At 51.9% G+C, this 25072-nt stretch carries 21 protein-coding genes; 4 read left to right on the top strand and 17 right to left on the bottom strand.

Annotated features, from left to right (window positions below):
* Positions 1 to 79 precede the first annotated feature (79 nt).
* The 5 genes from lpxK to P1U47_RS02020 form a co-directional block, all read right to left on the bottom strand.
* Positions 80 to 1078 (bottom strand): tetraacyldisaccharide 4'-kinase, encoded by a 999-nt coding sequence (lpxK, locus tag P1U47_RS02040; RefSeq protein ID WP_301026854.1) that lies wholly within the window; start codon positions 1076 to 1078, stop codon positions 80 to 82.
* Between the two features lie 6 nt (positions 1079 to 1084).
* Positions 1085 to 2884 carry a lipid A export permease/ATP-binding protein MsbA gene (gene msbA / locus P1U47_RS02035; protein ID WP_301026853.1) on the bottom strand — a complete coding sequence of 600 codons (1800 nt, stop codon included), beginning with the start codon at positions 2882 to 2884 and terminating at the stop codon, positions 1085 to 1087.
* Positions 2885 to 2912: 28 nt separating this feature from the next.
* Positions 2913 to 3377, bottom strand: coding sequence for a biopolymer transporter ExbD (locus tag P1U47_RS02030; RefSeq protein ID WP_301026852.1), 465 nt, complete (start codon positions 3375 to 3377; stop codon positions 2913 to 2915).
* A complete protein-coding gene (locus tag P1U47_RS02025; RefSeq protein ID WP_301026851.1) occupies positions 3374 to 4012 on the bottom strand; it encodes a MotA/TolQ/ExbB proton channel family protein in 639 nt (212 codons plus the stop codon). Before P1U47_RS02025 ends, P1U47_RS02030 begins: the two co-directional genes overlap by 4 nt.
* Before the next feature lie 64 nt (positions 4013 to 4076).
* Positions 4077 to 6452 carry a DNA internalization-related competence protein ComEC/Rec2 gene (locus P1U47_RS02020; RefSeq protein WP_301026850.1) on the bottom strand — a complete coding sequence of 792 codons (2376 nt, stop codon included), beginning with the start codon at positions 6450 to 6452 and terminating at the stop codon, positions 4077 to 4079.
* A 117-nt stretch (positions 6453 to 6569) separates the two neighbouring features.
* Between P1U47_RS02020 and P1U47_RS02015 the strand changes: the two genes are divergently transcribed.
* Positions 6570 to 7091, top strand: coding sequence for a DUF2062 domain-containing protein (locus P1U47_RS02015; RefSeq protein WP_301026849.1), 522 nt, complete (start codon positions 6570 to 6572; stop codon positions 7089 to 7091).
* Positions 7092 to 7191: 100 nt separating this feature from the next.
* On the opposite strand, the gene P1U47_RS02010 is transcribed toward P1U47_RS02015, so the two are convergent.
* The 3 genes from P1U47_RS02010 to P1U47_RS02000 form a co-directional block, all read right to left on the bottom strand.
* Entirely contained in the window at positions 7192 to 8412 is a 1221-nt protein-coding gene (locus P1U47_RS02010) for a lipoprotein-releasing ABC transporter permease subunit (RefSeq protein WP_301026848.1), read from the bottom strand.
* Positions 8412 to 9116 carry a lipoprotein-releasing ABC transporter ATP-binding protein LolD gene (gene lolD, locus P1U47_RS02005; RefSeq protein WP_301026846.1) on the bottom strand — a complete coding sequence of 235 codons (705 nt, stop codon included), beginning with the start codon at positions 9114 to 9116 and terminating at the stop codon, positions 8412 to 8414. Before lolD ends, P1U47_RS02010 begins: the two co-directional genes overlap by 1 nt.
* An 89-nt stretch (positions 9117 to 9205) precedes the next feature.
* Positions 9206 to 10453 (bottom strand): lipoprotein-releasing ABC transporter permease subunit, encoded by a 1248-nt coding sequence (locus P1U47_RS02000; RefSeq protein ID WP_301026845.1) that lies wholly within the window; start codon positions 10451 to 10453, stop codon positions 9206 to 9208.
* 135 nt (positions 10454 to 10588) lie between these two features.
* On the opposite strand from P1U47_RS02000, the gene P1U47_RS01995 reads away from it, so the two are divergent.
* Positions 10589 to 11698, top strand: a complete 1110-nt coding sequence (locus tag P1U47_RS01995; protein WP_301026844.1) for a 3-deoxy-7-phosphoheptulonate synthase — start codon at positions 10589 to 10591, stop codon at positions 11696 to 11698.
* Between the two features lie 124 nt (positions 11699 to 11822).
* Here P1U47_RS01995 and nqrM read toward each other — a convergent pair whose 3' ends face one another.
* From nqrM to P1U47_RS01950, 9 genes are all read right to left on the bottom strand, one after another.
* Complete coding sequence (gene nqrM / locus P1U47_RS01990) at positions 11823 to 12062, bottom strand: (Na+)-NQR maturation NqrM (RefSeq protein ID WP_301026843.1); 240 nt, start codon at positions 12060 to 12062, stop codon at positions 11823 to 11825.
* 1 nt (position 12063) lies between these two features.
* Positions 12064 to 13125 (bottom strand): FAD:protein FMN transferase, encoded by a 1062-nt coding sequence (locus P1U47_RS01985; protein ID WP_301026842.1) that lies wholly within the window; start codon positions 13123 to 13125, stop codon positions 12064 to 12066.
* Positions 13085 to 14308: an NADH:ubiquinone reductase (Na(+)-transporting) subunit F gene (gene nqrF, locus P1U47_RS01980; RefSeq protein ID WP_301026841.1), complete on the bottom strand. Its 1224-nt coding sequence runs from the start codon at positions 14306 to 14308 to the stop codon at positions 13085 to 13087. Before nqrF ends, P1U47_RS01985 begins: the two co-directional genes overlap by 41 nt.
* A 23-nt stretch (positions 14309 to 14331) precedes the next feature.
* Positions 14332 to 14940, bottom strand: a complete 609-nt coding sequence (nqrE, locus tag P1U47_RS01975) for an NADH:ubiquinone reductase (Na(+)-transporting) subunit E (RefSeq protein ID WP_301026840.1) — start codon at positions 14938 to 14940, stop codon at positions 14332 to 14334.
* A complete protein-coding gene (locus P1U47_RS01970; RefSeq protein ID WP_301026839.1) occupies positions 14940 to 15605 on the bottom strand; it encodes an NADH:ubiquinone reductase (Na(+)-transporting) subunit D in 666 nt (221 codons plus the stop codon). The genes nqrE and P1U47_RS01970 overlap by 1 nt, the downstream gene beginning before the upstream one ends.
* Positions 15606 to 15608: 3 nt before the next feature.
* On the bottom strand, positions 15609 to 16376 hold the full coding sequence (locus P1U47_RS01965; protein ID WP_301026838.1) for a Na(+)-translocating NADH-quinone reductase subunit C: 768 nt from the start codon (positions 16374 to 16376) through the stop codon (positions 15609 to 15611).
* A complete protein-coding gene (locus P1U47_RS01960) occupies positions 16369 to 17565 on the bottom strand; it encodes an NADH:ubiquinone reductase (Na(+)-transporting) subunit B (protein ID WP_301026837.1) in 1197 nt (398 codons plus the stop codon). Before P1U47_RS01960 ends, P1U47_RS01965 begins: the two co-directional genes overlap by 8 nt.
* 3 nt (positions 17566 to 17568) lie before the next feature.
* Positions 17569 to 18909: a Na(+)-translocating NADH-quinone reductase subunit A gene (locus P1U47_RS01955; RefSeq protein WP_301026836.1), complete on the bottom strand. Its 1341-nt coding sequence runs from the start codon at positions 18907 to 18909 to the stop codon at positions 17569 to 17571.
* Between the two features lie 238 nt (positions 18910 to 19147).
* Complete coding sequence (locus P1U47_RS01950) at positions 19148 to 20608, bottom strand: glyceraldehyde-3-phosphate dehydrogenase (protein ID WP_301026835.1); 1461 nt, start codon at positions 20606 to 20608, stop codon at positions 19148 to 19150.
* Positions 20609 to 20769: 161 nt separating this feature from the next.
* On the opposite strand from P1U47_RS01950, the gene mfd reads away from it, so the two are divergent.
* Entirely contained in the window at positions 20770 to 24213 is a 3444-nt protein-coding gene (gene mfd / locus P1U47_RS01945) for a transcription-repair coupling factor (RefSeq protein ID WP_301026834.1), read from the top strand.
* A gap of 44 nt (positions 24214 to 24257) precedes the next feature.
* On the top strand, positions 24258 to 25037 hold the full coding sequence (locus P1U47_RS01940; protein WP_301026833.1) for a CsiV family protein: 780 nt from the start codon (positions 24258 to 24260) through the stop codon (positions 25035 to 25037).
* The last annotated feature ends 35 nt before the right edge of the window (positions 25038 to 25072 follow it).

Genomic DNA, 25072 nt, shown 5'->3' with positions numbered 1-25072 from the left:
TTAAATCAATTCTGATGGTCAATCGGTGCTGTTATACGTGCTTCGCGGCAACTCAAACTAATGCCTTGCCAGTAAAACATTAGCGCTTGGTTTTAATTTCTGCCAAACAAGACTGCAATTTTTTATAAAACTCATCGTCGATCACCCCGTTTACCGGCAGCATCCAGTGTTGATCCAAACTAAAATATCGACACTTAACCGCGTCTTTTTCGGTCATCAGCACCGGCAGTGCCTCGGTGAACTGTAAATCCGCCGCGGCATAGGGATAGTGGTCTGGAAAAGCATGTTCGACAACATCAAAACCGGCCGCGCGCAGACTGCGGAAAAACCGCTGAGGGCTGCCGATACCAGCAAGGCCATGAACCCGGCGCTCAGCTGCGGGCCAGTCGGCCAAAGCGCGCTGCTCACCCGTTGCCAAGTTCACCGCCACCGTGCCCTTTAGGCGCATAGCATGACCACTTAAGCCGGAATTGTTTTGGGTGTCGCCGCCATTGATAATACGCAGCGCAATATCGCGGGCTCTCGACCGCGGCTCGCGCAGCGGGCCAACCGGCAGACAGTGGCTATTGCCAAAGCCGCGCTCGCCGTCGATCACTAATACTTCGATATCTCGCGCTAAACGATAATGCTGGAGGCCGTCATCACTAATGATGAGATTACAGCCGCTTTGGCTAACTAATAATTGCGCCGCAGCGAGACGGTCTGGCGCCACCGCCACCGGCAATCCGCTGCGCTTAGCCATTAGGTAGGGCTCGTCCCCCGCCTCGGCAGGGCCAGAATTACTATTCAGCAAATACGGATATTCTGGCGCTCGGCCACCATAACCGCGACTGACAATACCCACCCGAAAGCCCTGCGCTTGGCAATATTCAGCCAAAGCCAATACCACGGGGGTTTTACCGCTGCCGCCCACCGAGATATTGCCCACCACAATGACTGGCGCGCCACAGGAATGGCCGCGAATTAGCTGACGACGAGCGGCGGCTACCCCACGATATAACCCTTCAAGGGGAAGCAACAAGCGGAGCAAGCCAGGCTTGCCATACCACGCACGGTTGAGTTTTTGTTCCAGCGTCACGCTGGCTTATTCCTCAAAATTCTTGTGATAGAGCTGAGCGTAACGCTGGTTTAGCGCGAGCAATTCGTCATGACTGCCCTGTTCCTTAACTTGCCCCGCCTCCATTACCACTATTTGATCCGCCATTTCGATGGTGCTCAAACGGTGAGCGATAACAATGGTGGTGCGGCCTTTCATCACTTCTTCCATGGCTTTTTGAATATGGCTTTCGGCGCGGTTGTCTAGCGCTGAGGTAGCTTCGTCAAAAATTAGAATTGGCGCATCTTTCAGAAATGCACGCGCAATTGCCAAGCGCTGGCGCTGGCCACCCGACAGCATTACCCCGTCTTCACCAATCATGGTGTCGAGGCCTTCTGGAAGTTGGTCGACAAACTCGCTGGCATGGGCCGCTTCAACCGCCGCACGCACTTGTTCACGGCTGGCGTTGGCCATTTTACCGTAGGCAATATTATTAAAAATGGTGTCGTTAAACAGCGTAACTTGCTGGGTAACAAGGGCCATTTTGTCGCGTAAATTCGCCAGCTGGTAATCTCGTACATCGACGCCATCGAGCAATATGTCGCCTTTTTCGTGCTCGTAAAAACGCGACAACAAACTCACCAAGGTCGACTTACCCGAGCCAGACAAACCCACAAGTGCCAGTGATTTACCCGCCGCAACCTTTAAATTTACATCGCGCAGCACTAAATCGCTGCCGCGATTATAAGCAAAGCTCAGGTTGCGAATTTCGATTTCACCGCGAGTGGTATCGCTGTGATAACTGCCGTTGTCTTTTTCCTGTTCAGCGTCAATAAACTCGAATATATCTTCGGCGGCCGCCAAGCCTTTTTGAATAGTGCTGCTAATATCAGCCAGTTGGCGCATCGGCTTTGGCAAAAACAAGGCCGCCGACAAATAGGCAACAAAGGCGCCTGGCGACATTTCACCGCCCAGACCCAACGCAATCCACACCAGAATGCCCGTTGCCAACACCACCGGAAATTGAATCACCGAAGGGCTAATTGCATTGTAATAAGCCATTTTAATATTTTGACTGCGGTTGCGGCCGCTGGCCTCTAAAAAGCGCGCGCTCTCGTAGGCAACGCCATCGTAGAGCCGAATTTCCCGATAGGCACCAATCGACTCATTGGTTACTTGGTTAACATCACCCATGGCATTTTGAATATTTTTGCTGAGCTTGCGAAACCGTTTGCCCACCCAGTACACCGTAACCGCAATCAGCGGCAAGGCGAGGAAAAACACCATGGTGAGTTTCCAGTTGGTGAATAATAGGTAAGCGACGAGACCTATCGCAAACGTTCCTTCGCGCAGCACCACCTTGGTGGCATTCACCGCCGCGCCAGTGACTTGCTCAACATTAAAGGTAATTTTGGAAATCATCATGCCGGTGGAGTTTTGATCAAAATAGCTGCTGGGCATGTGCAGCATTTTTTTAAATAATTCGCAGCGCAAATTATGAACTAGGCTGTGCGAGACAATCGATATAAAGTAATTACCAGCGAAGTAACCCATACCCCGCAACATACCGAGCACCACCATCATCAACACGATCCACAGCCGCGCGTCAGTTAATACAAAATCTTTACCTCCCAGTGCCCACATAAACTTTGCAGACATGCCGCCGTCGCCCGGCACCATATTGCCGCCAATATAATCCACAATCAGCTGCATCATGTCGGCAAGTAATACTTGTACCCCTGAGTACAGGGAGAAGCCCAGCACGCTGAATAAAAACATCGCCCACATCGGCAGTACGTATTTCAGTAAGCGTCCGTAAATGACGAGATCAGATTTCTTATTACTCATAGTGCAGGGGTTTTCCTGGTGTTAAACATTACTTGGCAGAGGTGCTTTTTCGATCAACCGCTTCTGCATCAGGGCTTGTTAAGTTTGGATCTTGCGTCGTCAAGCTCAGCTTTGCAAAGCCGAGCCGACCAGCTGCATCCATTGCGGTAATCACCGATTGGTGGGGGCTGTTGGCGTCGGCGGTAATGATAACCGGCAGCTCATTGTCACTACCGGCCAACTCGCGCATTGCCGCCATTAACGACTCAATAGTGTGATCAAGCAATGCTTGTTCATTAACGCGGTAGTGGCCGCTGGCATCAATCACCACTTCCAACACATTGGCATCTTGCAGCGCTGGCTCGCCTTGCGCACTGGGTAATTCCAAATTCAGACGGCTTTCTTTAGTGAAAGTTGTAGACACCATAAAAAAAATTAACAACAGAAAGACCACATCAATCAACGGCGTTAAATTAACCCCGCCGTCGTCCATGCGCTGGCGTTTAAATTTCACGACTTTTTACCCGCTGCGCCATCTTTAATTTGGACTTCGCCGTGCATAGCGTTAATTAACTTCATTGCATCCTGCTCCATTCTTACTACCAGCTCGTCGATCCGGCGCAAAAAGTAGCGATGCATAATTAGGGCGGGAATAGCCACACAAAGCCCCGAGGCGGTGGTAATCAGGGCCTCGGAAATTCCGCCAGCTAAAACGCCAGCGTTGCCGGTGCCCTGCACCATTATTTCGGTAAAGACCCGAATCATGCCTAGCACTGTGCCCAGCAATCCCAATAACGGCGTAACAGCGGCAATGGTGCCAAGGGCGTTTAAGTAGCGTTCGAGGTCGTGAATGATATGAGAGGCGGTGTCTTCAATGCTCTCTTTCATAATGTCGCGCCCGAACTTGGCATTGGCCAGTCCGGTAGCGAGGATTTGCGCCAGCGGTGAACCACGACGCAATTCGCGTAATTTATCGGCGTCTAGCTGTTTATTTTGCAGCCAACCCCACACTTGATTTAAGAGATTGCGCGGTGCCACCTTGTCGGGATTTAACTTGAGAAAACGCTCTACACAAATCGCCAACGCGATAATTGAAGACAATATAATTGGCAGCATTAACCAGCCACCTGCTTTCACCAATTCCAGCACATCACAACCCTACATTTCTTATGTGCGAGCATTATACGGAGTGATGGCCAAGGTAAGAAGTGAATCAGCCCGCGGAATTGAATTTGGGGCATATTTCGGGCTTTAACCCTTCTTCCCAGTAATATTGCCATGCGCGAACCAGACGACGCTCGGTAAGCAGGCCATTTTGATAGCGAAATTGAATACTACCCTGCTGACCGGTGAACCAGCAGTGACTGCCCTGTTGAGTATATCGCTTGCGCACCGCCGCCGCGGGATGACCATAGTTATTGTGCAAACCCGCCGAAAACACCACCTCGCTTGGCGCAACCGCCGCTATAAACGCCTCTGTCGACGAGGTATTACTGCCGTGATGGGGCGCGATTAACACCGTGGCCTGCAAATTGTGTTGCTTTGCATGCGCTTTAGTCAGACCCGTTTGTCTATATAGTGTTAATAGTTGTCGCTCGATATCAGCCTCAATATCACCCGTAATCAACGCTAAGCCCCTACCGTCGTTTTCCTCCCTAACCATCAGCACACAGGAACTGTTATTGCCAGCGGTCTTTTCCGCGCCACTATTGTGACCGCCAGCCAAGAATTCAAACACCAAGCCATCCCACCGCCACTTCTGGCCACGCCCGCACTGCTCTCCCTGCGCAGTCAGATCAGCAACCCGCTCGCCCCAAAACAACTGATTTACTGCAATTTTATCCAGCAATACTGGGGCCGCGCCGGCGTGATCGCGATCGGCATGGCTGAGCACCAGCGTATCAAGCTTGTCGATCCCAAATTTGCGCAAGGCGGGAATCACCACTGCATCGGCAGTATTAAAGCCGCTGTTAAAATCGGGCCCCACGTCATAAAGCAAGGTTTTGCTGTGGGTTTGTAGCACCACCGCGAGGCCCTGCCCAACATCCAGCACCGTTAGCCATAAGGCCCCTTTAGCGGGCCGCGCCACTGGCCAGCAAAACAAAGCCAACAAGGGAATAATTGCCAGCCATTTGGCCGGTACACCGCGCGGCAGCAGCACAATCATGACGGCAATTAAGCCTAAAATCAGCGCCGGCCATGGCGGGCTAAAGTGAATTAATGGCAGCCACTCGGCCATAAAAGCCAAGGTTTTGAGCAAAATATCTAATAAGGTATCCGCCGTCGAGAATAAGTGCGCCGCCAATGCAGGCCATAATGGGTACAAAATCAAACCGACAAACAAGACCGGCAGTATTATTAGTGCTACCAACGGAATGGCCACTAGGTTAGCCGGCAAACTAAGGCCACTAAAACCAAAACCCCACAGCCCCAACGCTGGCAACAAGCCCAGTATCACCACCCATTGCGAGTGCAACAAACTTAGCGAGTTACGCTGACGCTGCCCCTGATAAGCCCATAGCAAGACCCCAACCGCCGCGAATGACAGACTAAAGCCGATTTGATGTGGTGCCAGAGGATCTAACAACAGCACGATGAACATCGCAGCAAAATAGCCCTGCCAGCGTGAAATATGGCGGCGCAAGCTATAGGCTAGCAATGCAGTGGCCGCCATAAGCAAGGCGCGCTGAGTCGGCACCGGAAAGCCCGCCATTGCGGCATATATCAGCGCAAAACTAAAGGCGAATGCCGGCGCAGCCAAATAAGAGCGCAACCACAACAAAGCGCCAAGGCGACCAAAAACCCAGCCCCACGCCAACACCATCGCAATATGCATACCCGAGATGGCCATTAAATGACTGGTACCGGTTTGGCTAAACAGCGCCCACTGCGCAGAGCTAATTGCACTGCGATCAGCAAATAACAGGGCATTCATTATTGCCCCGTGGGAGTATTGAGCAATATAGGCCAGCGGCGCTGCAATTAGCTGCTGCCGCGCTATTGCCGCAGAGAAGCCCACGCCAGCGCTGCTCAACGCCGAGTCTGGATTGCGCACATAGCCAATGGCCGAGTAGCCAGACACGAATAGCCAGCGACCGTAGTCAAATGCGCCGACCGAACGATAACCGTGGGGTCGGCGAAGGCGCATAGACACCGTGATATTCGCACCCAATGCCGGAGGTTCGACGCCATACCAATTTAGCCGCAAGCGGCCCAGCCGCGACGGAAGCTGGGCCGAATTGCAACGTTGATCACCCTGAACACTGCAGCTAAGTTGACCGATAGGTTCAGCGTCAAAACGAAAATACGGGGGATGAGTGGCGCGCTGTTCGGGAGCGCTTAGCACGCGGATATTCGCTGTCAGATCGACGCCCTCCAAGGCCACGGGCAGGAGCGCGGCGCTTCGCCAATAACCGTAGCCACAGGCATAACTGCCGGCCAACAAAAACGCCACCAACGGCCAGCGTATGCGCACCGGCAGCCAAAAGCAGACACCAACGCCGACGAGCAAACTCGCTGCAATTAATGGCGGTTCTGGCAAACTGGGCGCAAAGGCCACCGCAACGATTGCCGCAATTGCTGCTGTCATCCATGACAACATGCTGGAGTACCCCGTACGATACGTGCATAATGGCGCCGCTCCGTGTGCTCTGGCATGCGGCGGGATACATTTTAACTGTCACACATGTGAACTAGAATTGAGCGGATGGCTCGTAAATTATTTAAACGTTGGTTACCGACACCGGAAAAAATGCGCGAGCACCCCTCGCTACGTATTTTCGGCAGTTTGTTACACGACCCCAATCTTTGGCATTTAAATCGCCGCTCAGTGAGCTTGGCGTTTTTTCTGGGCCTGTTTATTGCGTTTGTGCCTATTCCTACGCAAATGCTCCTTGCCGCCCTCGCCGCCATTGTATTTCGCGCAAACCTACCTATTTCAGTGATGCTGGTTTGGATTACCAACCCCATCACCATGCCTGCCATTTTTTACTTTACCTATAAATTTGGCGCAATGGTAATGGGCATACCACCCAACTCCTTTCACTTTGAATTATCGTGGACGTGGTTAGCCGAAGAGTTTACCTATTTGTGGCGGCCAATGCTCTTAGGCTGTTTTCTCACCGGTTTGCTATCGGGTTTAGTGGGCGCTGCCAGCATTCACATTCTGTGGCGTGTTCATGTAATTCGGCGCTGGCGAAAACGCCAAGAAAGCCGCCAGAAACCCTAGCCCAGCAAGTAAAAAAACCTGCGAAACATTCTTTAAAAACACGCTAAGCAATTGAAATATAATAATTACGAATAACTGCTGGCGACGTAGCTTTTCTAGATTAGCTGTTGCGCAAGGCCTCTGCTGGCGCCATGCGTGACGCCCGCCAGGCTGGGTAGATTGTCGCTAGCAAACTCATTACATAGGCCAAGCCACACACCGCCAGCACATCAGGAATGCGAATGTCGGCAGGCAAATAATTAATGGGATAAACATCACTTTGCAGCAGCTTTAGGTCGAAAAAGCGCTCTATACCAGCAACCACGTCACCAATCACCGCCGCCAACAACACCCCCAGCACACCACCAGCAACGGCACCTACCGCGCCAATCACCGCGCCGTAGCTTAAGAAAATACGCAAAATATCGCCCTGACTAGCGCCTTGGCTGCGCAAAATGCCAATATCGGCGCGCTTGTCATTTACGACCATAACCAAGGTTGAAACCACATTAAATACCGCAACCCCAACCACGGCTAGCAACATAATCACCACCAAACGGCGCGACATTTGAATGGCGTGATACATATTGCCAAACTGCTGACTCCAGTCCTTGAGCATAAAATCTCGGCCGTGCACCGAGGCTAGCTCCCAAGCAATTTGCGGCGCTTCAAACACATCGCTTACGGTCACTCGCAAGGACACCGGCGGTGGCTCGGCAAATAGTTTGCTCGCTTGATCTATGTGCATCAGCACCATTTGCTGATCCAACTCAGTGCCGGTAGCAACCAGCGCGGCCACCGTCATTTGCACAAAACGCACGTTTTGGCTGCCAGCGGCTTGGGGCACGCCCAGCGTGACCCGCTCGCCCTGTTCTACCCCAAGGCGCTCGGCCAGCGCCTTGCCCAAAATCACGGTTTTGGACTCTGTACTCAAAACGCCCAAGTCGACATAATCGCTAATATTCGACACTTTGGCTTCAGCAAGCGGTTCTACGCCGTAAAACAAGCCAGGCTCAACCAAACCGCCCTTAATCAACATGGCACTGCCCTGCACGAACGGCGCGGTGGCCAATACTGCGGGGTGGCGCTCAACATCGCTTTGCAAGGCCTGCCAATCGGTGGTGCCCGCCGCCCAAGGTTGCAGGGTAATATGCGGCACCAGCGCTAAAATGCGATTGCGCATTTCACGGTCAAAGCCGTTCATTACCGACAAAACCGTCACTAACAACGCAACACCAAGAACCAAACCAACCATTGATAGCCGCGACAAAAACGATACCAACTGATTTCCTGAGCGGTCGGCGCTGTAGCGCAGGCCAATAAACACTGCCAGTGAACGCATCAGGCTGCGGTCTCCTGCAATCGGCCATCAGCAAGGGCAAGAATTCGATCCATACGGTGCGCCAGCTGCATGTCGTGGGTAACAATGACCAAGCTGGTTTGCAGCTCTCTATTTAATTCCAGTAGCAATGCCTGTACCGACGCGGCGGTGTCGCCGTCCAAATTACCGGTTGGTTCGTCCAGCAACACGCAGGCGGGGCTATTCGCCAACGCCCGCGCAATCGCCACTCGCTGGCGCTCGCCACCAGACAGCTGCGCAGGGCGGTGTTGCAGGCGATGAGCAAGTCCCACCCGCTCTAGCAATTCGGTACTTTTTGCAAAGGCCACTGCGCGTTTTTCGCCGGCAATCAGCAGCGGCATCGCCGCGTTCTCGAGCGCCGAAAACTCTGCAAGCAAGTGATGAAATTGGTAAACAAAGCCCAACTCGCGATTGCGCAAGCGGCTGCGCTCGCGGTCATTCATTTGCGCAATATCTTTGCCCCGCACCAGCACACTGCCCTGCGATGGGGTGTCTAAGCCGCCCAACATATGCAGCAAGGTAGTTTTACCCGCGCCAGAGGGACCAACAATCGAAATCCGCTCGCCGCGACCGATATCCAAATTAATATCGTTCAAAATCGTCAGCTGTTCCGGGCCCTGAACAAAGCTTTTCTGTAAGTTGCGGCAGGCCAGAACCGAATCTTCTGGGGTGCTGGGATTATGCATAAATACGAGACTCTCGGTTCATAAGCAGATTGTGCATGGATAAATTATTCGTAGGCAGATTAGTTACATACAATTTAGGCAGATACATCCTATTCATAACGCAGAGCCTCCGCAGGTTGCACTCGGGAGGCCTGCCAAGCGGGATACAGCGTAGCCAGTAAACTAAGCAACAAAGCAAAGCCGCTAACCACGGCGACATCTGACCACTGCAAATAAGATGGCAGACGCGTAATAAAATACACTTGGGGATTAAACAACTGCAAACCGCTGAGCTGTTCTAAAAAAGCGACCACCTCGCCAATATGCTGGGCCAAAGGCACACCAATCAGCAAACCCAAGCCAAGCCCGATTAAACCGGTAGCCATTCCGTAAACAATAAAAATGGCCATAATCGAGCCCGGCGTGCTACCCATGGTGCGCAGTACCGCAATAGAACCCCGTTTAGCAGATACCGCCATGCTGAGGATAGAAACTATGTTGAAAGCGGCGATGAGCACGATAAACAGTAGTAGCAAACGCACCATTTGCTTTTCCATTTTAACGGCCTGAAACAAGCTGCCTTGGCTGTCGCTCCAACTTACCGCCACACTGCCCTCTGGCAGCAGGGCAGCTAGCTCCGGCAGTAAATGTGGCGCGACAAACATATCGGTTAATTGCAGACGAAGACCTTCAACGTCGTCGCCAAGCTGGTAAAGACGCTGGGCGTCGCTGATATGAATAAAGGCACTGGTGGCGTCAAGCTGAGCACCGGCACTAAACACGCCACTGACGGTAAACTCCTTCTCACGGGGGTATAAACCAAAAGGGGTAACTGTCACCTTAGGCAGAATTACAGTAACGCCATCGCCAATATTCACCCCGAGCTGACGCGCCAGAATATCGCCAATAATGATTTGGTATTGGCCCGCGTCGCCACTGAGGTAGTCGCCTGCGACCATGTGTTCTCCAACTGCCGACACGCCCCGCTCTTGTTCAGGGTCGATACCGTACAGCGAAACACCTCGCAAACGCTTAAACACAGCCAACATCGCCTTGCCGCCCACATAGGGCGCAACCGCGCTGACCTGAGGATTTTCCGCTACGGTGGCGGCATAGCGCTGCCAATCACTTAAACGGCGCTGGGGCCCTTCTATATAACCGTGGGGCACTACCGACAAAACCCGCTGCTGTAGCTCGCGCTCAAAGCCGTTCATTACCGCCATGACCACAATCAACGACACCACGCCAATCAGCATACCCAACAGCGAAAACCACGACACCAGCGACAGAAAACGATCGTTGCCCGAGGCGCGCCGAAAATACCGAATACCAATGCGTAAAAAAAGGGGAACAGCCATAGGAAGTTAATCGTAATCCACGTCTAAAATCTGCGCCTATACTATCATTGAGCATAGGGATTATGAGAAAACATATTTTGCTATTTGTATTCGCTAAGCCGATTTTGGTTTTAGCCGCGGTATAAGAGGTTTTACATGCTATTAATACTTCACCCCAATACCAGTGAGTCGGACCCAGACTTCATCAAAACCTTGGCCCACCTCAAACAATTGCCCGATGTTAAAGTTAGACAGCATCAGGTCAGCGGCCAACTCCAGAATCTAAGGGAAATTTATCTGCTTGGCGACACGCTCGCCCTCGACCTAGAAGAGATCGAAAGTCTGCCAGCGGTAGAAAAAGTGATCCGCATATCTGAGGAATATCGCATTCTGGGTCGCCATAAAGACCAGCAACGCTCCAGTGGTTTTCATTATCAGGGTTTGCGCTTCGACCAAGAGTCACTCCACATCTTTGCCGGTCTCTGTGCGGTAGACAACCCCAAACACGTCGAGGAAATGCTAAAGGCACTGCAGGCCAACGGCCTTAGCTGCACACGCATGGGCGCCTACAAACCCCGCACCAATCCCTATGCATTTCAGGGGCACGGCAAAAGCTGCCTACCTTGGGTCTTTGATTTGGCCGGTAAATACGGCACAAAGGTCATCGCCATGGAAGTGACCCACGAAAGTCACATGCAGGAAATTGATCAAGCCCTCGCCGATGCCGGCAATCCCTGTGGCGTGATTATGCAGATTGGCACCCGCAATACCCAGAATTTTGAATTACTCAAGGCCATAGGCCGCCAAAACACCTACCCCGCGTTACTCAAGCGCGGCTTTGGCATTACCTTAAATGAATCGCTGAACGCCGCGGAATATCTCGCCAGCGAAGGTAATAATCAGGTTATTTTTTGCCTGCGCGGCATGAAAAGTGAATTTGGCGCCCCCCACCGCAATATGGTGGATTTCGCGCAAGTACCAACAGTGAAAAGACTAACCAGAATGCCGGTCTGCATCGACCCCTCCCACTCGGTGGGCAGCCGCGATGTCGCGCCCGACGGGGTTTTAGAGCTCTGCCACGCCACCGCTCAAGGAGTATTAGCAGGCGCAAATATGGTACTAGTAGACTTTCACCCCGCACCAGAAAAGGCGCTAGTCGACGGCCCCCAAGCGCTTACCATTAATGAGCTAGAGCCGTTTTTAAAAGATATGGAAATTGCGAGGAAAGCCTATTTAGAGCGGGTCGCGGTTTGGCAGAACGTTTGATGAACGAAGTTGGAGAACGCTTGATGGGAGACGGGAGACGCTTTTATTCGCTGCGCTCACTATTCAAAGGCGAGCGCTTGTCTTTGCTTAGCGTCTATCGTCTCCCGTCACGCATTTAGCAATTTTAACTAGCGTCGTAAAACGTGGTGCTCGATTTATTACGCGCAGCCGCTGCCGCGTCGTTTTCCTCGGTACATTTCTTGGGATCATTACCGCACAAATCACAAACATAATCTGGATCACTCAGCGCGGCGCCAACACCCCCGCAAGACCCAGCAATGGGCTTGCGGCCCATCAATACCCCAATCGACATTGCGCCAACAATTAATAACATCACAAAAAACGCAGCAAATATCGTTGCCATTTTACTTCTCCTGCTCCAAATACGGAGCAAATGCAGAACTGTAGCGGCGAACAAAACCCGCGTCGCCCTTCTCAATAATATAAACCGGTATACCCATTTGTTCAGCCAACTTTAAGGTTTTATCCCCGCCCATGACCGAAAACGCAGTAGCCATAGCATCAGCATACGCGCAAGAGGCATCCAATACCGTCACTGAGGCCAAATTATGGGTGATCGGTCGGCCAGTGCCAGGGTCAATAGTGTGAGAGTAACGCACGCCCTCTTCTTCAAAATAATTGCGATAGTCACCTGAGGTGGCCACGCCAATATTGCCCAAGCGGATCGGCGTGGTTTCTGGGTTTTCCACGTCGGGGTTTTCTACCCCAATTCGCCACTGATCACCACGAGGGCTAAGGCCTGCGACCCGCATCTCGCCGCCGATTTCGACCAAATAGTCCTTGGTGCCAAGGGATTCGAGCCACAAGGCGACCACATCAACGCCGTAGCCTTTCGCAATCGCCGACAAGTCGATATGCAAATCTTTGTGTTTAAGCACTTTTTTGTCGAGGATATCCAGCTCAATTTCACCAAAACCCACGTTTTCACGGGCTTTTGCAACGGCCTCGTCTGTGGGCTTGCCGTCGTGTTTAACTGGGCCAAAGCCCCATAAGTTCACCAGCGGTGCAACGGTAATGTCAAACGCGCCGTTACTCAGCCAACTTACTTCTGTCGACAGAACCAAAATATCGAACAGCATCGGCATGACCGGATGCCACTCATTTACTGGCGCGTCATTTAAGCGGTTCAATTCCGAGTTTGGGATATACGTTGAAGCGAGCTGATTAAACGCCTGCAGGCGCAGGTCCAGCGCTTCCTTCAGGCTTTGCTCCGTCCACTCATCGCTCGGCTGGCGCAGCGTGATGTGATAAGTGGTGCCCATGGTAGTGCCATTCACTTGTAAAAATGGCGCTTGTTTCGCTGAGCAGCCTACCAAAAACAATAAAAGCAGCACTAAGGCTGCTTTTATTGTGTTGCGAGGCAAATTACCCACCGAAGTCATCGAGAAGTATATTGTCTTGTTCAACACCGAGATCTTCCAACATTTTAATAACAGCCGAATTCATCATCGGCGGCCCACACATGTAAAACTCACAATCTTCCGGCGCTTCGTGATCCTTCAAGTAGTTTTCAAACAACACCTGATGGATAAAACCAGTCATGCCAGTCCAATTATCTTCGGGCTGAGGATCAGAGAGCGCCAAGTGCCACTCAAAGTTCTCATTTTCAGCGGCCAGCTTGTCGTACTCTTCCACGTAGAAAGCTTCACGCATAGAGCGAGCGCCATACCAAAAAGTAATTTTACGTTTAGTTTTTAAACGCATCAGCTGATCAAAGATATGCGAACGCATTGGCGCCATACCTGCACCTCCGCCAACAAAAACCATTTCCGCGTCAGTTTCTTTGGCAAAGAATTCACCAAACGGGCCGTACACTTTCACCTTGTCGCCAGGCTTAAGACTAAAGACCCAAGACGACATCTGACCAGGTGTTAAGGCCAGATTATTTGGTGGTGGCGTCGCCGCCCGAATATTGAACTTAACAATGCCCCGCTCTTCTGGGTAATTGGCCATGGAGTAGGCGCGAATAACCGTCTCTTCCACTTTCGATTCAACATTCAAGAAGCCAAAACGCTCCCAATCACCTTTGTATTCGGCCGGAATATCAAAATCCGAATACTTAACATGGTGCGGTGGGCACTCAAGCTGCACATAGCCACCAGCACGGAAGTTAACGTTCTCGCCTTCTGGCAGTTTCAGGGTCAGCTCTTTGATAAAGGTCGCGACATTGGGGTTGGACTCAACGGTACATTCCCACTGTTTAACACCAAAGACGTCCTCTGGCACTTCGATCTTCATATCCTGCTTAACCGGAGTCTGGCAAGACAAACGCCAGCCTTCACGGGCTTCGCGAGGGCTGAAATGCGCTTCTTCGGTGGCCAGCATCGAGCCGCCGCCATCGCTAACAATACACTTGCACTGGGCGCAGCTACCGCCACCACCACAGGCCGAGGCCAAAAATACACCTTGGCCCGACAATGTGCTTAATAATTTATCGCCTGCCGGCACGGTAATGGTTTTTTCGCCATTGATCTCGATGGTGACATTGCCGCTGCTCACAAGGCGCGAGCGCGCAAACAAAATAACGCCAACCAGCGACAATACAATCGCGGTAAACATGCCCACACCGAGAATAACTACTGTATTCATTAATTCTTCTCCAGTTTTCTCGGTTAGAGATCAATACCGCCGAAGGACATAAAGCCCAACGACATTAAGCCAACAGTGATGAAGGTAATACCCAGACCGCGAAGGCCTTCGGGAACATCGCTGTATTTTAATTTTTCACGGATACCCGCCAAGGCAACAATGGCTAGTGCCCAGCCAGTACCGGCGCCTGCGCCGTATACCACCGAATCTGCAAAACCGTAGTCGCGTTCAACCATGAACAGCGAGCCGCCCATAATTGCGCAGTTAACTGTGATCAAGGGCAGGAATACGCCCAGTGCGTTGTAGAGCGCCGGTACATATTTATCCAATACCATTTCCATGATTTGCACTATCGCGGCAATAACACCGATATAGCTCAGCAAACCCAAAAAGCTCAGATCTACATCGGGGTAACCGGCCCAAGCCAGCGCGCCTTCACGGAGCAAATGGTTATAGATGAGGCTGTTGACCGGAACGGTCAGTGCCATTACCACGATTACCGCAATACCCAAACCGATGGCGGCCTGAATTTTTTTGGAAATCGCCATAAAAGTACACATGCCGAGGAAAAAACTCAGCGCCATGTTCTCTAAAAATACCGAGCGCACGAACAGGCTAATATAGTGTTCCATTAAAAGGCCTCCTTAACGCTGCGGGTATTTTTGGTGATTTTAAATTCCACTTTCTCAACCTGTTCTTTCTTCACTGAGCGCAATACCCAGATAAAAATACCAATCAGGAAGAACGCGCTTGGCGGCAATAGCAGCAGGCCATTAGGCACATACCAGCCACCATCAGTAACAAGTGGCAGAATTTCAAAACCAAACAATTTACCAGAGCCAAACAGTTCGCGAACTACCGCAATGCTAAACAGCACCACGCTGTAGCCAAGGCCATTACCAATACCGTCGACAAAACTCGCCACTGGCGGGTTTTTCATCGCAAAGCCTTCGGCGCGACCCATAACGATACAGTTGGTGATGATCAAACCAACAAATACCGAGAGCTGCTTACTTATTGCAAAGGCATAGGCCTTTAACAACTGGTCGACCACAATAACCAGCGAGGCGATAATCACCATCTGCACAATAATTCGAATGCTGCTCGGAATCTGATTGCGGATCAGCGAAACCGCAAAGCTTGAGCAGGCCGTTACCAAAGTTACAGAGATACACATTACCAGCGTTACTTTAAGGCTGGAGGTCACCGCCAGAGCCGAGCAGATACCGAGTATCTGCAAGGCAATGGGGTTATTCTGTAAAATTGGCTTGGTTAGGGCTTCTTTCATCATCGACATGGTTTATGCCTCCCCTGAACGCAAGTTGCTTAAAAATGATTTATAACCCAGCTCGCCCATCCAGAAGCGCAGCAAGTTGCTGACACCACGGCTGGTTAAGGTGGCACCTGACAAAGCATCAACTTTGTTGTCGGCATGGGGTGTGCTGCTGTCGACATTGCCTTTTACAAGTTCAATGGCCACGTCGCCGTCATCGTAAATTTCTTTACCTGGCCACAGCGCCTTCCACTTAGGATTATCAACTTCACCACCGAGACCAGGGGTTTCGCCGTGATCGTAAAAGCCTAAGCCAGCGACGGTATTAAAGTCATTTTCCAGCGCGAGAAAACCGTAGAGCGTTGACCACAGACCGTAGCCGCGCACCGGTAAAATCACTTTATCGTACTGGCCGTCTTTCTCGATCAAATACACCATGGCGTAGTTTTCACGACGGCGAATTTTGGCGAGATCGTCTTCGCCCAGCGCAATAGAAGTCTCAGAATCTTTGGCAACTTTAGCCTGTTCAAAGCCTTTTAAAGGCATCTCATCAGTAAACTTACCTGTGTTCAGGTCAACAATTTTGGTGGTGACCTGTTTAAACTGCTCCTCAACGCTCTCGCCGGGAACTAACAACCCCGCCGCTGCCAAAATATTGGCTTTGCGATCGAGGGCTTTATTGATTACCTGGGCCGGTTTCAGCATAACGGCTGCGCTGGCCACAACCAGAGCACAGACGATACACAGCGTAACGGCAACCAGTAGCGTTCTTGGGATACTGTCGTTATTAGCCACGTGCCAACCTCCGCTTGATATTTGCCTGCACTACGAAATGATCGATTAGCGGCGCGAATAAATTAGCGAACAAAATTGCCAACATCATGCCTTCTGGGAAAGCAGGATTCACTACGCGAATTAAAACTACCATACAGCCGATCAAAGCACCGAAAATCCACTTGCCGGTATTGGTCATTGACGATGACACAGGGTCAGTCGCCATAAACATCATACCGAAAGCAAAGCCGCCCAGCACAAGATGCCAATGCCAAGGCATGGCCATCATTAAATTATCGCTTTGCATGGAGTTGAACAGCATTGACAAGCTAAACATGCCAATTAATACGCCAACCACTATGCGCCACGAGGCAATACCGGTCCACAGCAGCACCGCGCCGCCAAGGAAGATTGCCAAGGTCGACACTTCACCCATAGAGCCCTGCATATTGCCGAGGAAAGCGTCCATCCACGTCATTTTTTCCTGCAGAACCGCCATGCCATCGCTAGCAGCAATAGACAATGGCGTTGCGCCGGTAAAGCCATCAACTGCCGTCCATACCGCGTCACCAGACATTTGCGCTGGGTAAGCAAAGAACAAGAAAGCGCGACCTGCTAATGCAGGGTTTAAGAAGTTTTTGCCAGTGCCGCCAAATACTTCTTTGGCAATAACCACACCGAAACTGATACCCAGAGCCACCTGCCACAAAGGAATACTTGGCGGGCAAATCAAAGCAAACAGAATGGAGGTAACAAAGAAGCCTTCGTTAACTTCATGGCCGCGTTTCATCGCAAACAGCACTTCCCAGAAACCACCAACCAAGAAAGTGACCGCATAAACCGGAATAAAGTACCAAAAGCCATGCCAGAAATTATCCCAGAGACTGGCAGGGTCGTACCCAGCCATCATTGAGATCATGACATGTCGCCAACCTTCACCGGCGGCAATGCCAGAATCCAGCATGATCTGGTTGGCTTGAAAACCGATATTCCACATACCGTAGAACATCGCGGGAAAAGCGCAGAACCAAACCGTAATCATAATCCGCTTTAGGTCGACACCGTCGCGAACGTGTGCGTTGCTTTTAGTGACGCTAGATGGCGAATAAAAAATAGTATCTGCAGCTTCGTAAAGTGCATACCATTTCTCATAGCGGCCGCCTTTTTCAAAATGCGGCGCCATGTCGTCGAGAATTTTTCTCAGCCCCATAACTTAACCCTCTTTCTCTATGCGGCTTAAATTGTCGCGAAGGATCGGACCGAACTCATATTTGCCAGGGCAAACATAGGTACACAGCGCGAGGTCTTCTTCGTCCAATTCCAAACATCCCAAGGACTGTGCCATTTGGGTGTCACCAACTATCAACGAACGCAGTAGCTGCGTTGGCAAAATATCCAGCGGCATAACGCGCTCATAGGCGCCAACTGGCACCATGGCGCGCTCGCTACCATTGGTATTTGTGGTGTAGGCAATCGGCTTACTAAAGAATTGCGAAATATAAATTCGCAGTGCCGAATGTTTATTTACACCAGGTGACAACCAGCCCATAAATTCGCGCTGGGTGCCCTCGGCCAATACGGTCACTTGATTGTGATAGCGACCTAGGAATGCCCCCGCACCGCGCGCGGTACGACCACCCAAGACCGAGCCGGAAATAATACGATTATTGCCAGGCCGAACTTGGCCAGCGCACAGCTCTTCCAAGCTCGCACCAAGCCGAGTGCGAATTAGGCGCGGCTTGTCCACTTGCGGACCCGCCAAGGCCACCACGCGGTCTGTGCTTAATTTGCCCGTGGTGAATAATCTGCCCATGGCTATCACATCTTGATAACCAATTGTCCACACCACTTTGGTGGCGCTAGCGCCTTCCAAGAAGTGGATGTGGGTACCAGCCAAGCCGGCGGGGTGTACGCCGCCAAACTCTGCTACGCGCAGCTGATCATTATCCAAACTTGGCACCGAACTGCCTGGGGCAATGCATAAATGCACTTTACCGTCAGTTAGGCGGCACAGTAATTCCAAGCCGTTGGTAAAATCGCTTTCGGCATCGGCTATCACCACAGCGGGATTTGCCGCCAAGGGATGCGTGTCGATGGCCGTCACGAAAATTGCCGCTGGCGTACTGCCAATTGCTGGCACTTTACTAAACGGTCTAGTGCGCAATGCCGTCCACAAACCAGATTGCTGAAGGTTCTCGGCAACCTGTTCAGCGCTGAGCCCACTCAGGGCAGCAGCGTCGTATTTGCTAAAAGATTCGTACTCATCATCTTCGACATCGATAACCACCGACTGCAACACTCGCTTCTCGCCGCGATTTACAGCAGAAATCAAGCCGGTTGCTGGCGCTGTGTAGCGAACGCCGGGGGTTTTCTTGTCGGTAAAAAGTAATTGCCCTGTTTTAACCCGATCGCCGACCTTAACTGCCATGGTGGGTTTCATACCAAGGTAGTCAAACCCCAGCATCGCCACCGCACGCACTTTTGAGCCAGGCTCAATATGCTGCTCGGGCGCGCCGGATATGGGAAGATCCAAGCCCTTGTTAATTTTGATCATAAGGCTGCCTAACACTCTTATGGTTGAACGCGAAATTGCAAATCTGCGTAAATTCCGGCGCGGAAGCGCTCCGGGAGTAACACACGGACTGTGTGACCAGCCGTGCGCCTCAAAAACTGCGGCAAGTATAAAGACTCGCCGAACTGCTTACCACCGAAAGACTGCGGATATCGATGGTAAGCACAAACATTTATCGTCTGGGCTGATCGAGACTCAGATTAGCCCGCCCCGATTAATCCTAGGGATATACTGCATATTCAACGCCAGCCATCTTCTCTAGCACGCGGTGAACCTGGCAGCTATAGCCAAACTCGTTGTCGTACCAGCAGTACAGAATGGCGCTTTTGCCATTAACGATGGTCGCTTCGCTGTCGAACACACAGGCGTGACGCGAACCCACAAAATCGCTAGACACAACTTCTGGCGAGTTTGAGTAGTCAATTTGCTTACGCAGTGGCGAGTGCAGCGCAACTTTACGCATAAACTCGTTAAGTTCTTCTTTGGTGGTCTCGGTCTTCAAGTTCAACTTGAGAATGGCCAGTGACACATTAGGCGTTGGCACGCGAATCGCGTTGCCGCTCAGCTTACCCAACATCGCGGGCAATACTTTACCTACGGCTTTAGCCGCACCGGTTTCAGAAATAACCATGTTCAATGGCGCGCTGCGGCCGCGACGATCACCTTTGTGGTAATTGTCGATCAGATTCTGGTCATTGGTGTAAGAGTGAACCGTTTCAACGTGGCCATTTTCAACGCCAAACTTATCGTCCAGCACTTTAAGTGGCGGTGCAATTGCGTTGGTGGTGCAGCTAGCGGCAGAGATGATGGTGTCTTCTGCCAAGATTTGATCACTGTTAACACCGTGAACGATGTTTTTCATGTCGCCTTTACCAGGCGCGGTCAGCAGAACCTTGGCAATACCTGGGCGACCGAGGTGAATAGACAAACCATCTACGTCGCGCCACTTACCGGTGTTATCAACCAAGATAGCATCATTGATGCCATAGGCTGTGTAATCCACTTCGTCCGGAGAGTTAGCGTAAATCACTTTCACTTCGACGCCGTTAGCAACAAAAGACTGGCGCTCTTCATCAACACGAATAGTGCCGTTAAAGGGACCGTGAACGGAGTCGCGACGCAACAAGCTAACTCGTTTCACCAAATCATTTTCGGCGCCGCCATGGCGAACAACAACCGCACGCAGACGCAAGTTAGCACCGCCACCGGCTTTTTCAATCAAGAGGCGAGCAACTAAGCGGCCAATACGACCAAAGCCATACAGCACCACGTCACGCGATGGGCGACCCGGATCTTTGGCACCGCCAATCAGGTTTTCCACCTGACTGCGAACAAAGTCCTCTACCGACAAACCGGCAGCCTTACCGCTCTCTTCGTAAGACACGGCAATACGACCCGCATCAATATGCGCGGTGCCGAGATCTAAAGTCGCAAGGGCTTGGATAATTGGGAAGGTTTCAAATTCTGAAATTTCGTTTTGTTCAACCTGCCGCACAAAGCGGTGGGCCTGCATGATATCTAGCACCGAGAGGTTAACCAGATTTTTGCCATAGATGTAGGTCTTAACATTATTGCTACGGTAAAGTTTACCAATCAGAGGGATCATACCCTCTGCTAACGCTTCGCGCTCTTTCCAATCGGCGAAGTAATCATCAGGACGCTCACGTCTTCTTTCAGTCACGGCAGGTACCCTTAAGTATGGGGAGGGAAAAGTTAGTGCGCGTATTATCTTTATTACTGAGCCCAAGTTCAACCGCCCATCCGCATCAGTGCAATGTAATAACTACCAATAGCGGGTTACAATGCGTCGTTTAACGCAGACTAAAGCTGAATTCTCCTACTGTGATTGAATTACCGAGCATTAAATTTCCCCCTAATGCGGGCGTCATCCGCTGGGGCCAGTGCCCTCCGGCGAGCCACGGTTTAGTTGCCGCCGAGCTGGCCCGCGCCTTAGACGCGCCCCTGCTAGTACTGACCGCCGACACCGCCACGGCCTACCAGCTAGAGCAGAACTTGCGATTTTTTGCCGCCGAACTCGCGGTGAGCTTACTGCCCGACTGGGAAACTCTGCCCTACGATAATTTTTCACCCCACGAAGATATTGTTTCAGAGCGACTGCGCACCCTTAGCGAACTGCCCACTATGGGCAAGGGCATACTCGTCGCGCCCATTAGCACTTTAATGCAGCGCATAGCGCCGCCAGACTACGTGCGCAAACACAGCTTGGTACTCAAGCGCGGCCAAGTCATCGATATTAGCGAGTTTCGCCGCGAGCTGGAAAAAAGCGGTTACCGCCATGTCGACACGGTTTATCAGCACGGCGAATACGCCAGCCGCGGTGCGATTATTGATATATTTCCAATGGGCAGCGAGGCACCCTATCGTCTCGATTTGCTCGACATGGAAATCGACAGCCTGCGCAGTTTCGACCCCGAGACGCAGCGCGGCCTCGAATCCGTCACCAGCATAAGCTTGCTACCCGGCAAGGAAGTACCCTTAGACGACGATGGCATTGCCCTATTTCGCCGCAACTGGCACGAGCGCTTCAACGTCGATCACCGCAAATGTCCGGTCTACCAAGACGTGAGCGACGGTATTGCACCCTCGGGCATTGAGTATTACCTGCCCTTGTTTTTCAGTGAAACCGGCACCCTGTTTGACTATCTGCCCGAGAACACCCATGTTTTAAATACGGCGGGCATCGAGGGTGCTGCAGAGCATTATTGGCAGGACATACAGCAGCGTTATGAACAGCGCATTGGTGATTTACAGCGCCCGGTACTGCCCCCCGCTGTCGTGTTCCAGCCAGTGCCGGAATTATTTGCCAGCCTCAAACGCTATCCACGTGTCGCCTTAAGCGAGGCCGCCATTCCCAGCGCCACCGGCAATGAGAACTTCCCCTTTGAGCTGGCGCCGCCGTTAACCATAGACGCTAAACACAGCGACCCAATCAGCGCCCTGCGCAGCTATAGTAACGGCCGCAAGATAATGCTCTGCGCGGAATCTGCCGGACGCCGCGAAGCGCTTATCGACCTGCTCGGCCGTCACAAACTCAAACCCAAACCCTTCACTGGCTGGCGCGAATTTGCCGACAGCGGCGCTAAGCTCGGCATCACCATCGCCCCTCTAGACGAGGGTATTGCCGGCAGCGGCCCAGAGTCCTTTGCCTTGATTGCCGAATCCCAGCTCTTCGGCAAGCGCGTATCCCAGAGTCGGCGCCGCAAAAAAGCCGCTATTAGCACCGCCGAGAGCGTGGTTAAAAATCTTGCCGAGCTGCGCATTGGTGCGCCGGTGGTACACGCCGACCACGGTGTGGGCCGCTACCTTGGCCTGCAGTCGCTCAATATTGACAATCAAGCCAGTGAGTTTTTAGCGCTGGAATACGCCGACAGCGCCAAACTTTATGTGCCGGTAACATCACTACAGCTGATTAGCCGCTACAGTGGCGCCGACGACGACACCGCGCCACTGCATCGCCTCGGCACCGAGCAGTGGAGCAAGGCCAAGCGTAAAGCGGCCGAGAAAATTCGGGACGTCGCCGCCGAGCTACTCGATATATACGCCCGCCGTGAAGCCCGTGAAGGCCGCGCATTTGAGCTCAGCGACGAAGACTATTATCAATTTGCCGACGCATTTCCCTTCGAGGAAACCCCAGACCAGCAAGCCGCGATCGAGGCCGTGGTCAGCGACCTAAAATCGCCGCGCCCCATGGACAGACTAGTCTGTGGTGACGTGGGCTTTGGCAAAACCGAGGTCGCGGTACGCGCCGCCTTTGTGGCGGTGCAAAACGGCACCCAAGTGGCCATTTTGGTGCCCACTACCCTGCTCGCCCAACAGCATTTTGAATCCTTTCGCGACCGCTTCGCCGACTGGCCAGTTAATATCGAAGTATTGTCACGTTTTAGAAGCGCCGCCGAACAAAAAGGCGTTATTGCCGAGCTCCACGCCGGCAAAGTCGATATTTTAATTGGCACCCACAAATTGCTCAGCAATGATATTCGCTACAAAAACCTTGGCTTAGTGATTATCGACGAAGAGCACCGCTTTGGCGTTCGTCAAAAAGAAGCGCTCAAAGCCCTGCGCGCCGAAGTGGATGTGCTGACCATGACCGCCACCCCTATTCCCCGCACATTGAACATGTCGATGGCCGGTATTCGCGACCTCTCTATTATCGCCACCCCGCCGGCGCGGCGTTTATCGGTAAAAACCTTTGTGCGAGAATCAGACAAGGGACTGATAAAAGAAGCCATTCTGCGCGAGATATTGCGCGGCGGTCAGGTGTATTACCTGCACAACGAAGTTAAAACTATTGAAAAAGTCGCCCGCGACTTAGAGGAAATGATTCCAGAGCTACGTATCGGCGTCGGCCACGGCCAAATGCGCGAGCGCGAGCTGGAACAGGTAATGAGCGATTTCTACCACAAGCGCCACAATGTACTGGTTTGCTCCACCATCATCGAGACGGGTATCGACGTACCCAATGCCAACACCATTATTATTGATCGCGCCGATAAATTCGGCCTCGCCCAACTCCACCAGTTGCGGGGCCGCGTTGGGCGCTCGCACCACCAAGCCTACGCGTATTTATTAACACCGCCAGTAAAGCAGCTCACTGGTGACGCGCAAAAACGCCTGCTTGCCATTAGCGAAGCCGACACCTTGGGTGCGGGTTTTACCCTCGCCACCCAAGACATGGAAATTCGCGGCGCTGGCGAATTACTTGGTGAGGGCCAAAGCGGGCAAATTCATTCGATTGGTTTCACCTTGTATATGGACATGCTCGACCGCGCAGTGAACGCCATTAAACAGGGCAAGAAAATCAACCTTGAGAATAACGCCGAAGACCACATTGAAGTGAATTTACGCTTGCCGGCGCTGATTCCCGACGAGTACCTACCCGATGTTCAGAGCCGACTCATGCTCTACAAGCGCATCGCTGGCGCCAATAATAGCCATGAACTGCGGGAACTACAGGTTGAAATGATCGACCGCTTTGGCCTGCTGCCAGACCAAGTTAAAAACCTGTTCCGCTGCGCCGAGATACGCCTACATGCCGCAGTACTAGGCCTCAGTAAAATCGAAGCCTCAAACCAAGGCGGACGGATCGAGTTTGCCGAAGACACCCAAGTACACCCATTGAACATAGTTAAACTAGTGCAAACCGCACCGGCCAGCTACCAGCTCGACGGTGCCAATGCATTAAAATTCAAGCAAGCACTGATTGAACCACAGCAGCGCTTCGAGTTTGTCGAAACCCTACTCGCCAAACTGGAAGCCAAGCACTAGAACTGCGATAGTAAGCCCGCATTGAAAACACGAGACCGAGCACTATGAGTACACGACTTCGCCTTCGCCCCTGCGCCCTGCTAGCTTTATTGCTGTGGGGTTTTAGTGCCGTGGCATTTGCGCAAAATTCCGACCGCTACCACATCGACATGGTGATTTACGCCAATAACGATCCGGCCAATATGTATGAAGAAGACTGGCCCGACAATGTGCATTTGCGCTATCCCCGCAAATGGGTGCGCCTACAAAGTAATGACAGCACAAGTGACTCGCCGTATATCGTTGACAGCAGCGATCCTGAGTTTGCCAAAGTTGCCGCATCTCTGCGCATGTCGTCGCGCTTTAAACCGCTGTTTCAAGCAAGCTGGGAACAAGACCTGAAGGCCCGCAAGAAATCCCCAGCGATCCTAATTCAAGGCGGTAAACAAATTGGGAAACACTATGAACTCGAGGGCTATATCCGTGTTTCAGTAGAGCGTTATCTCCACCTAGACACCAATTTATGGCTGGTTAATTACGGCAACCGCGGCGAGAACAATTACTACCTGCCTCACCAACCACTGAGCTACAACGAGCCAGAGGAGCAAGCGCCACTTATTGACACAGCCTTTGAAGCCAGCCCCGAATATGCGCAATTTAAACAGCAAAATCCAGATTTTAAACCCACCACACAGCCGCAAACCGACGCTAGTGACGCGCCAATTGAGCAGATTGTGGTAATGAAGCAAAAGCGGCGGATGCGCAGCGACGAACTGCATTTTATTGATCATCCTAAATTTGGCACGATCATTAAAATTACCAAAATTGCGCCGCCTAAGCCCTAAAAAATAGCCGGTCTATACAGACGACCGGCTTACAC

Source organism: Zhongshania sp., assembly GCF_029212375.1.
Lineage (GTDB): Bacteria > Pseudomonadota > Gammaproteobacteria > Pseudomonadales > Spongiibacteraceae > Spongiibacter.
Note: the sequence above shows the minus strand (reverse complement) of the source record. Positions and strands in the feature narration are given on the sequence as shown.

Bases quoted from the DNA above. Each gene is read 5' to 3' on its own strand.
- msbA (WP_301026853.1), bottom strand. From the start codon at position 2,884: ATGAGTAATAAGAAATCTGATCTCGTCATTTACGGACGCTTACTGAAA.
- P1U47_RS02020 (WP_301026850.1), bottom strand. From the start codon at position 6,452: ATGACAGCAGCAATTGCGGCAATCGTTGCGGTGGCCTTTGCGCCCAGT.
- P1U47_RS02015 (WP_301026849.1), top strand. From the start codon at position 6,570: ATGGCTCGTAAATTATTTAAACGTTGGTTACCGACACCGGAAAAAATG.
- P1U47_RS02010 (WP_301026848.1), bottom strand. From the start codon at position 8,412: ATGCGTTCACTGGCAGTGTTTATTGGCCTGCGCTACAGCGCCGACCGC.
- lolD (WP_301026846.1), bottom strand. From the start codon at position 9,116: ATGCATAATCCCAGCACCCCAGAAGATTCGGTTCTGGCCTGCCGCAAC.
- P1U47_RS02000 (WP_301026845.1), bottom strand. From the start codon at position 10,453: ATGGCTGTTCCCCTTTTTTTACGCATTGGTATTCGGTATTTTCGGCGC.
- P1U47_RS01995 (WP_301026844.1), top strand. From the start codon at position 10,589: ATGCTATTAATACTTCACCCCAATACCAGTGAGTCGGACCCAGACTTC.
- nqrM (WP_301026843.1), bottom strand. From the start codon at position 12,062: ATGGCAACGATATTTGCTGCGTTTTTTGTGATGTTATTAATTGTTGGC.
- nqrF (WP_301026841.1), bottom strand. From the start codon at position 14,308: ATGAATACAGTAGTTATTCTCGGTGTGGGCATGTTTACCGCGATTGTA.
- nqrE (WP_301026840.1), bottom strand. From the start codon at position 14,940: ATGGAACACTATATTAGCCTGTTCGTGCGCTCGGTATTTTTAGAGAAC.
- P1U47_RS01970 (WP_301026839.1), bottom strand. From the start codon at position 15,605: ATGTCGATGATGAAAGAAGCCCTAACCAAGCCAATTTTACAGAATAAC.
- P1U47_RS01960 (WP_301026837.1), bottom strand. From the start codon at position 17,565: ATGGGGCTGAGAAAAATTCTCGACGACATGGCGCCGCATTTTGAAAAA.
- P1U47_RS01955 (WP_301026836.1), bottom strand. From the start codon at position 18,909: ATGATCAAAATTAACAAGGGCTTGGATCTTCCCATATCCGGCGCGCCC.
- P1U47_RS01940 (WP_301026833.1), top strand. From the start codon at position 24,258: ATGAGTACACGACTTCGCCTTCGCCCCTGCGCCCTGCTAGCTTTATTG.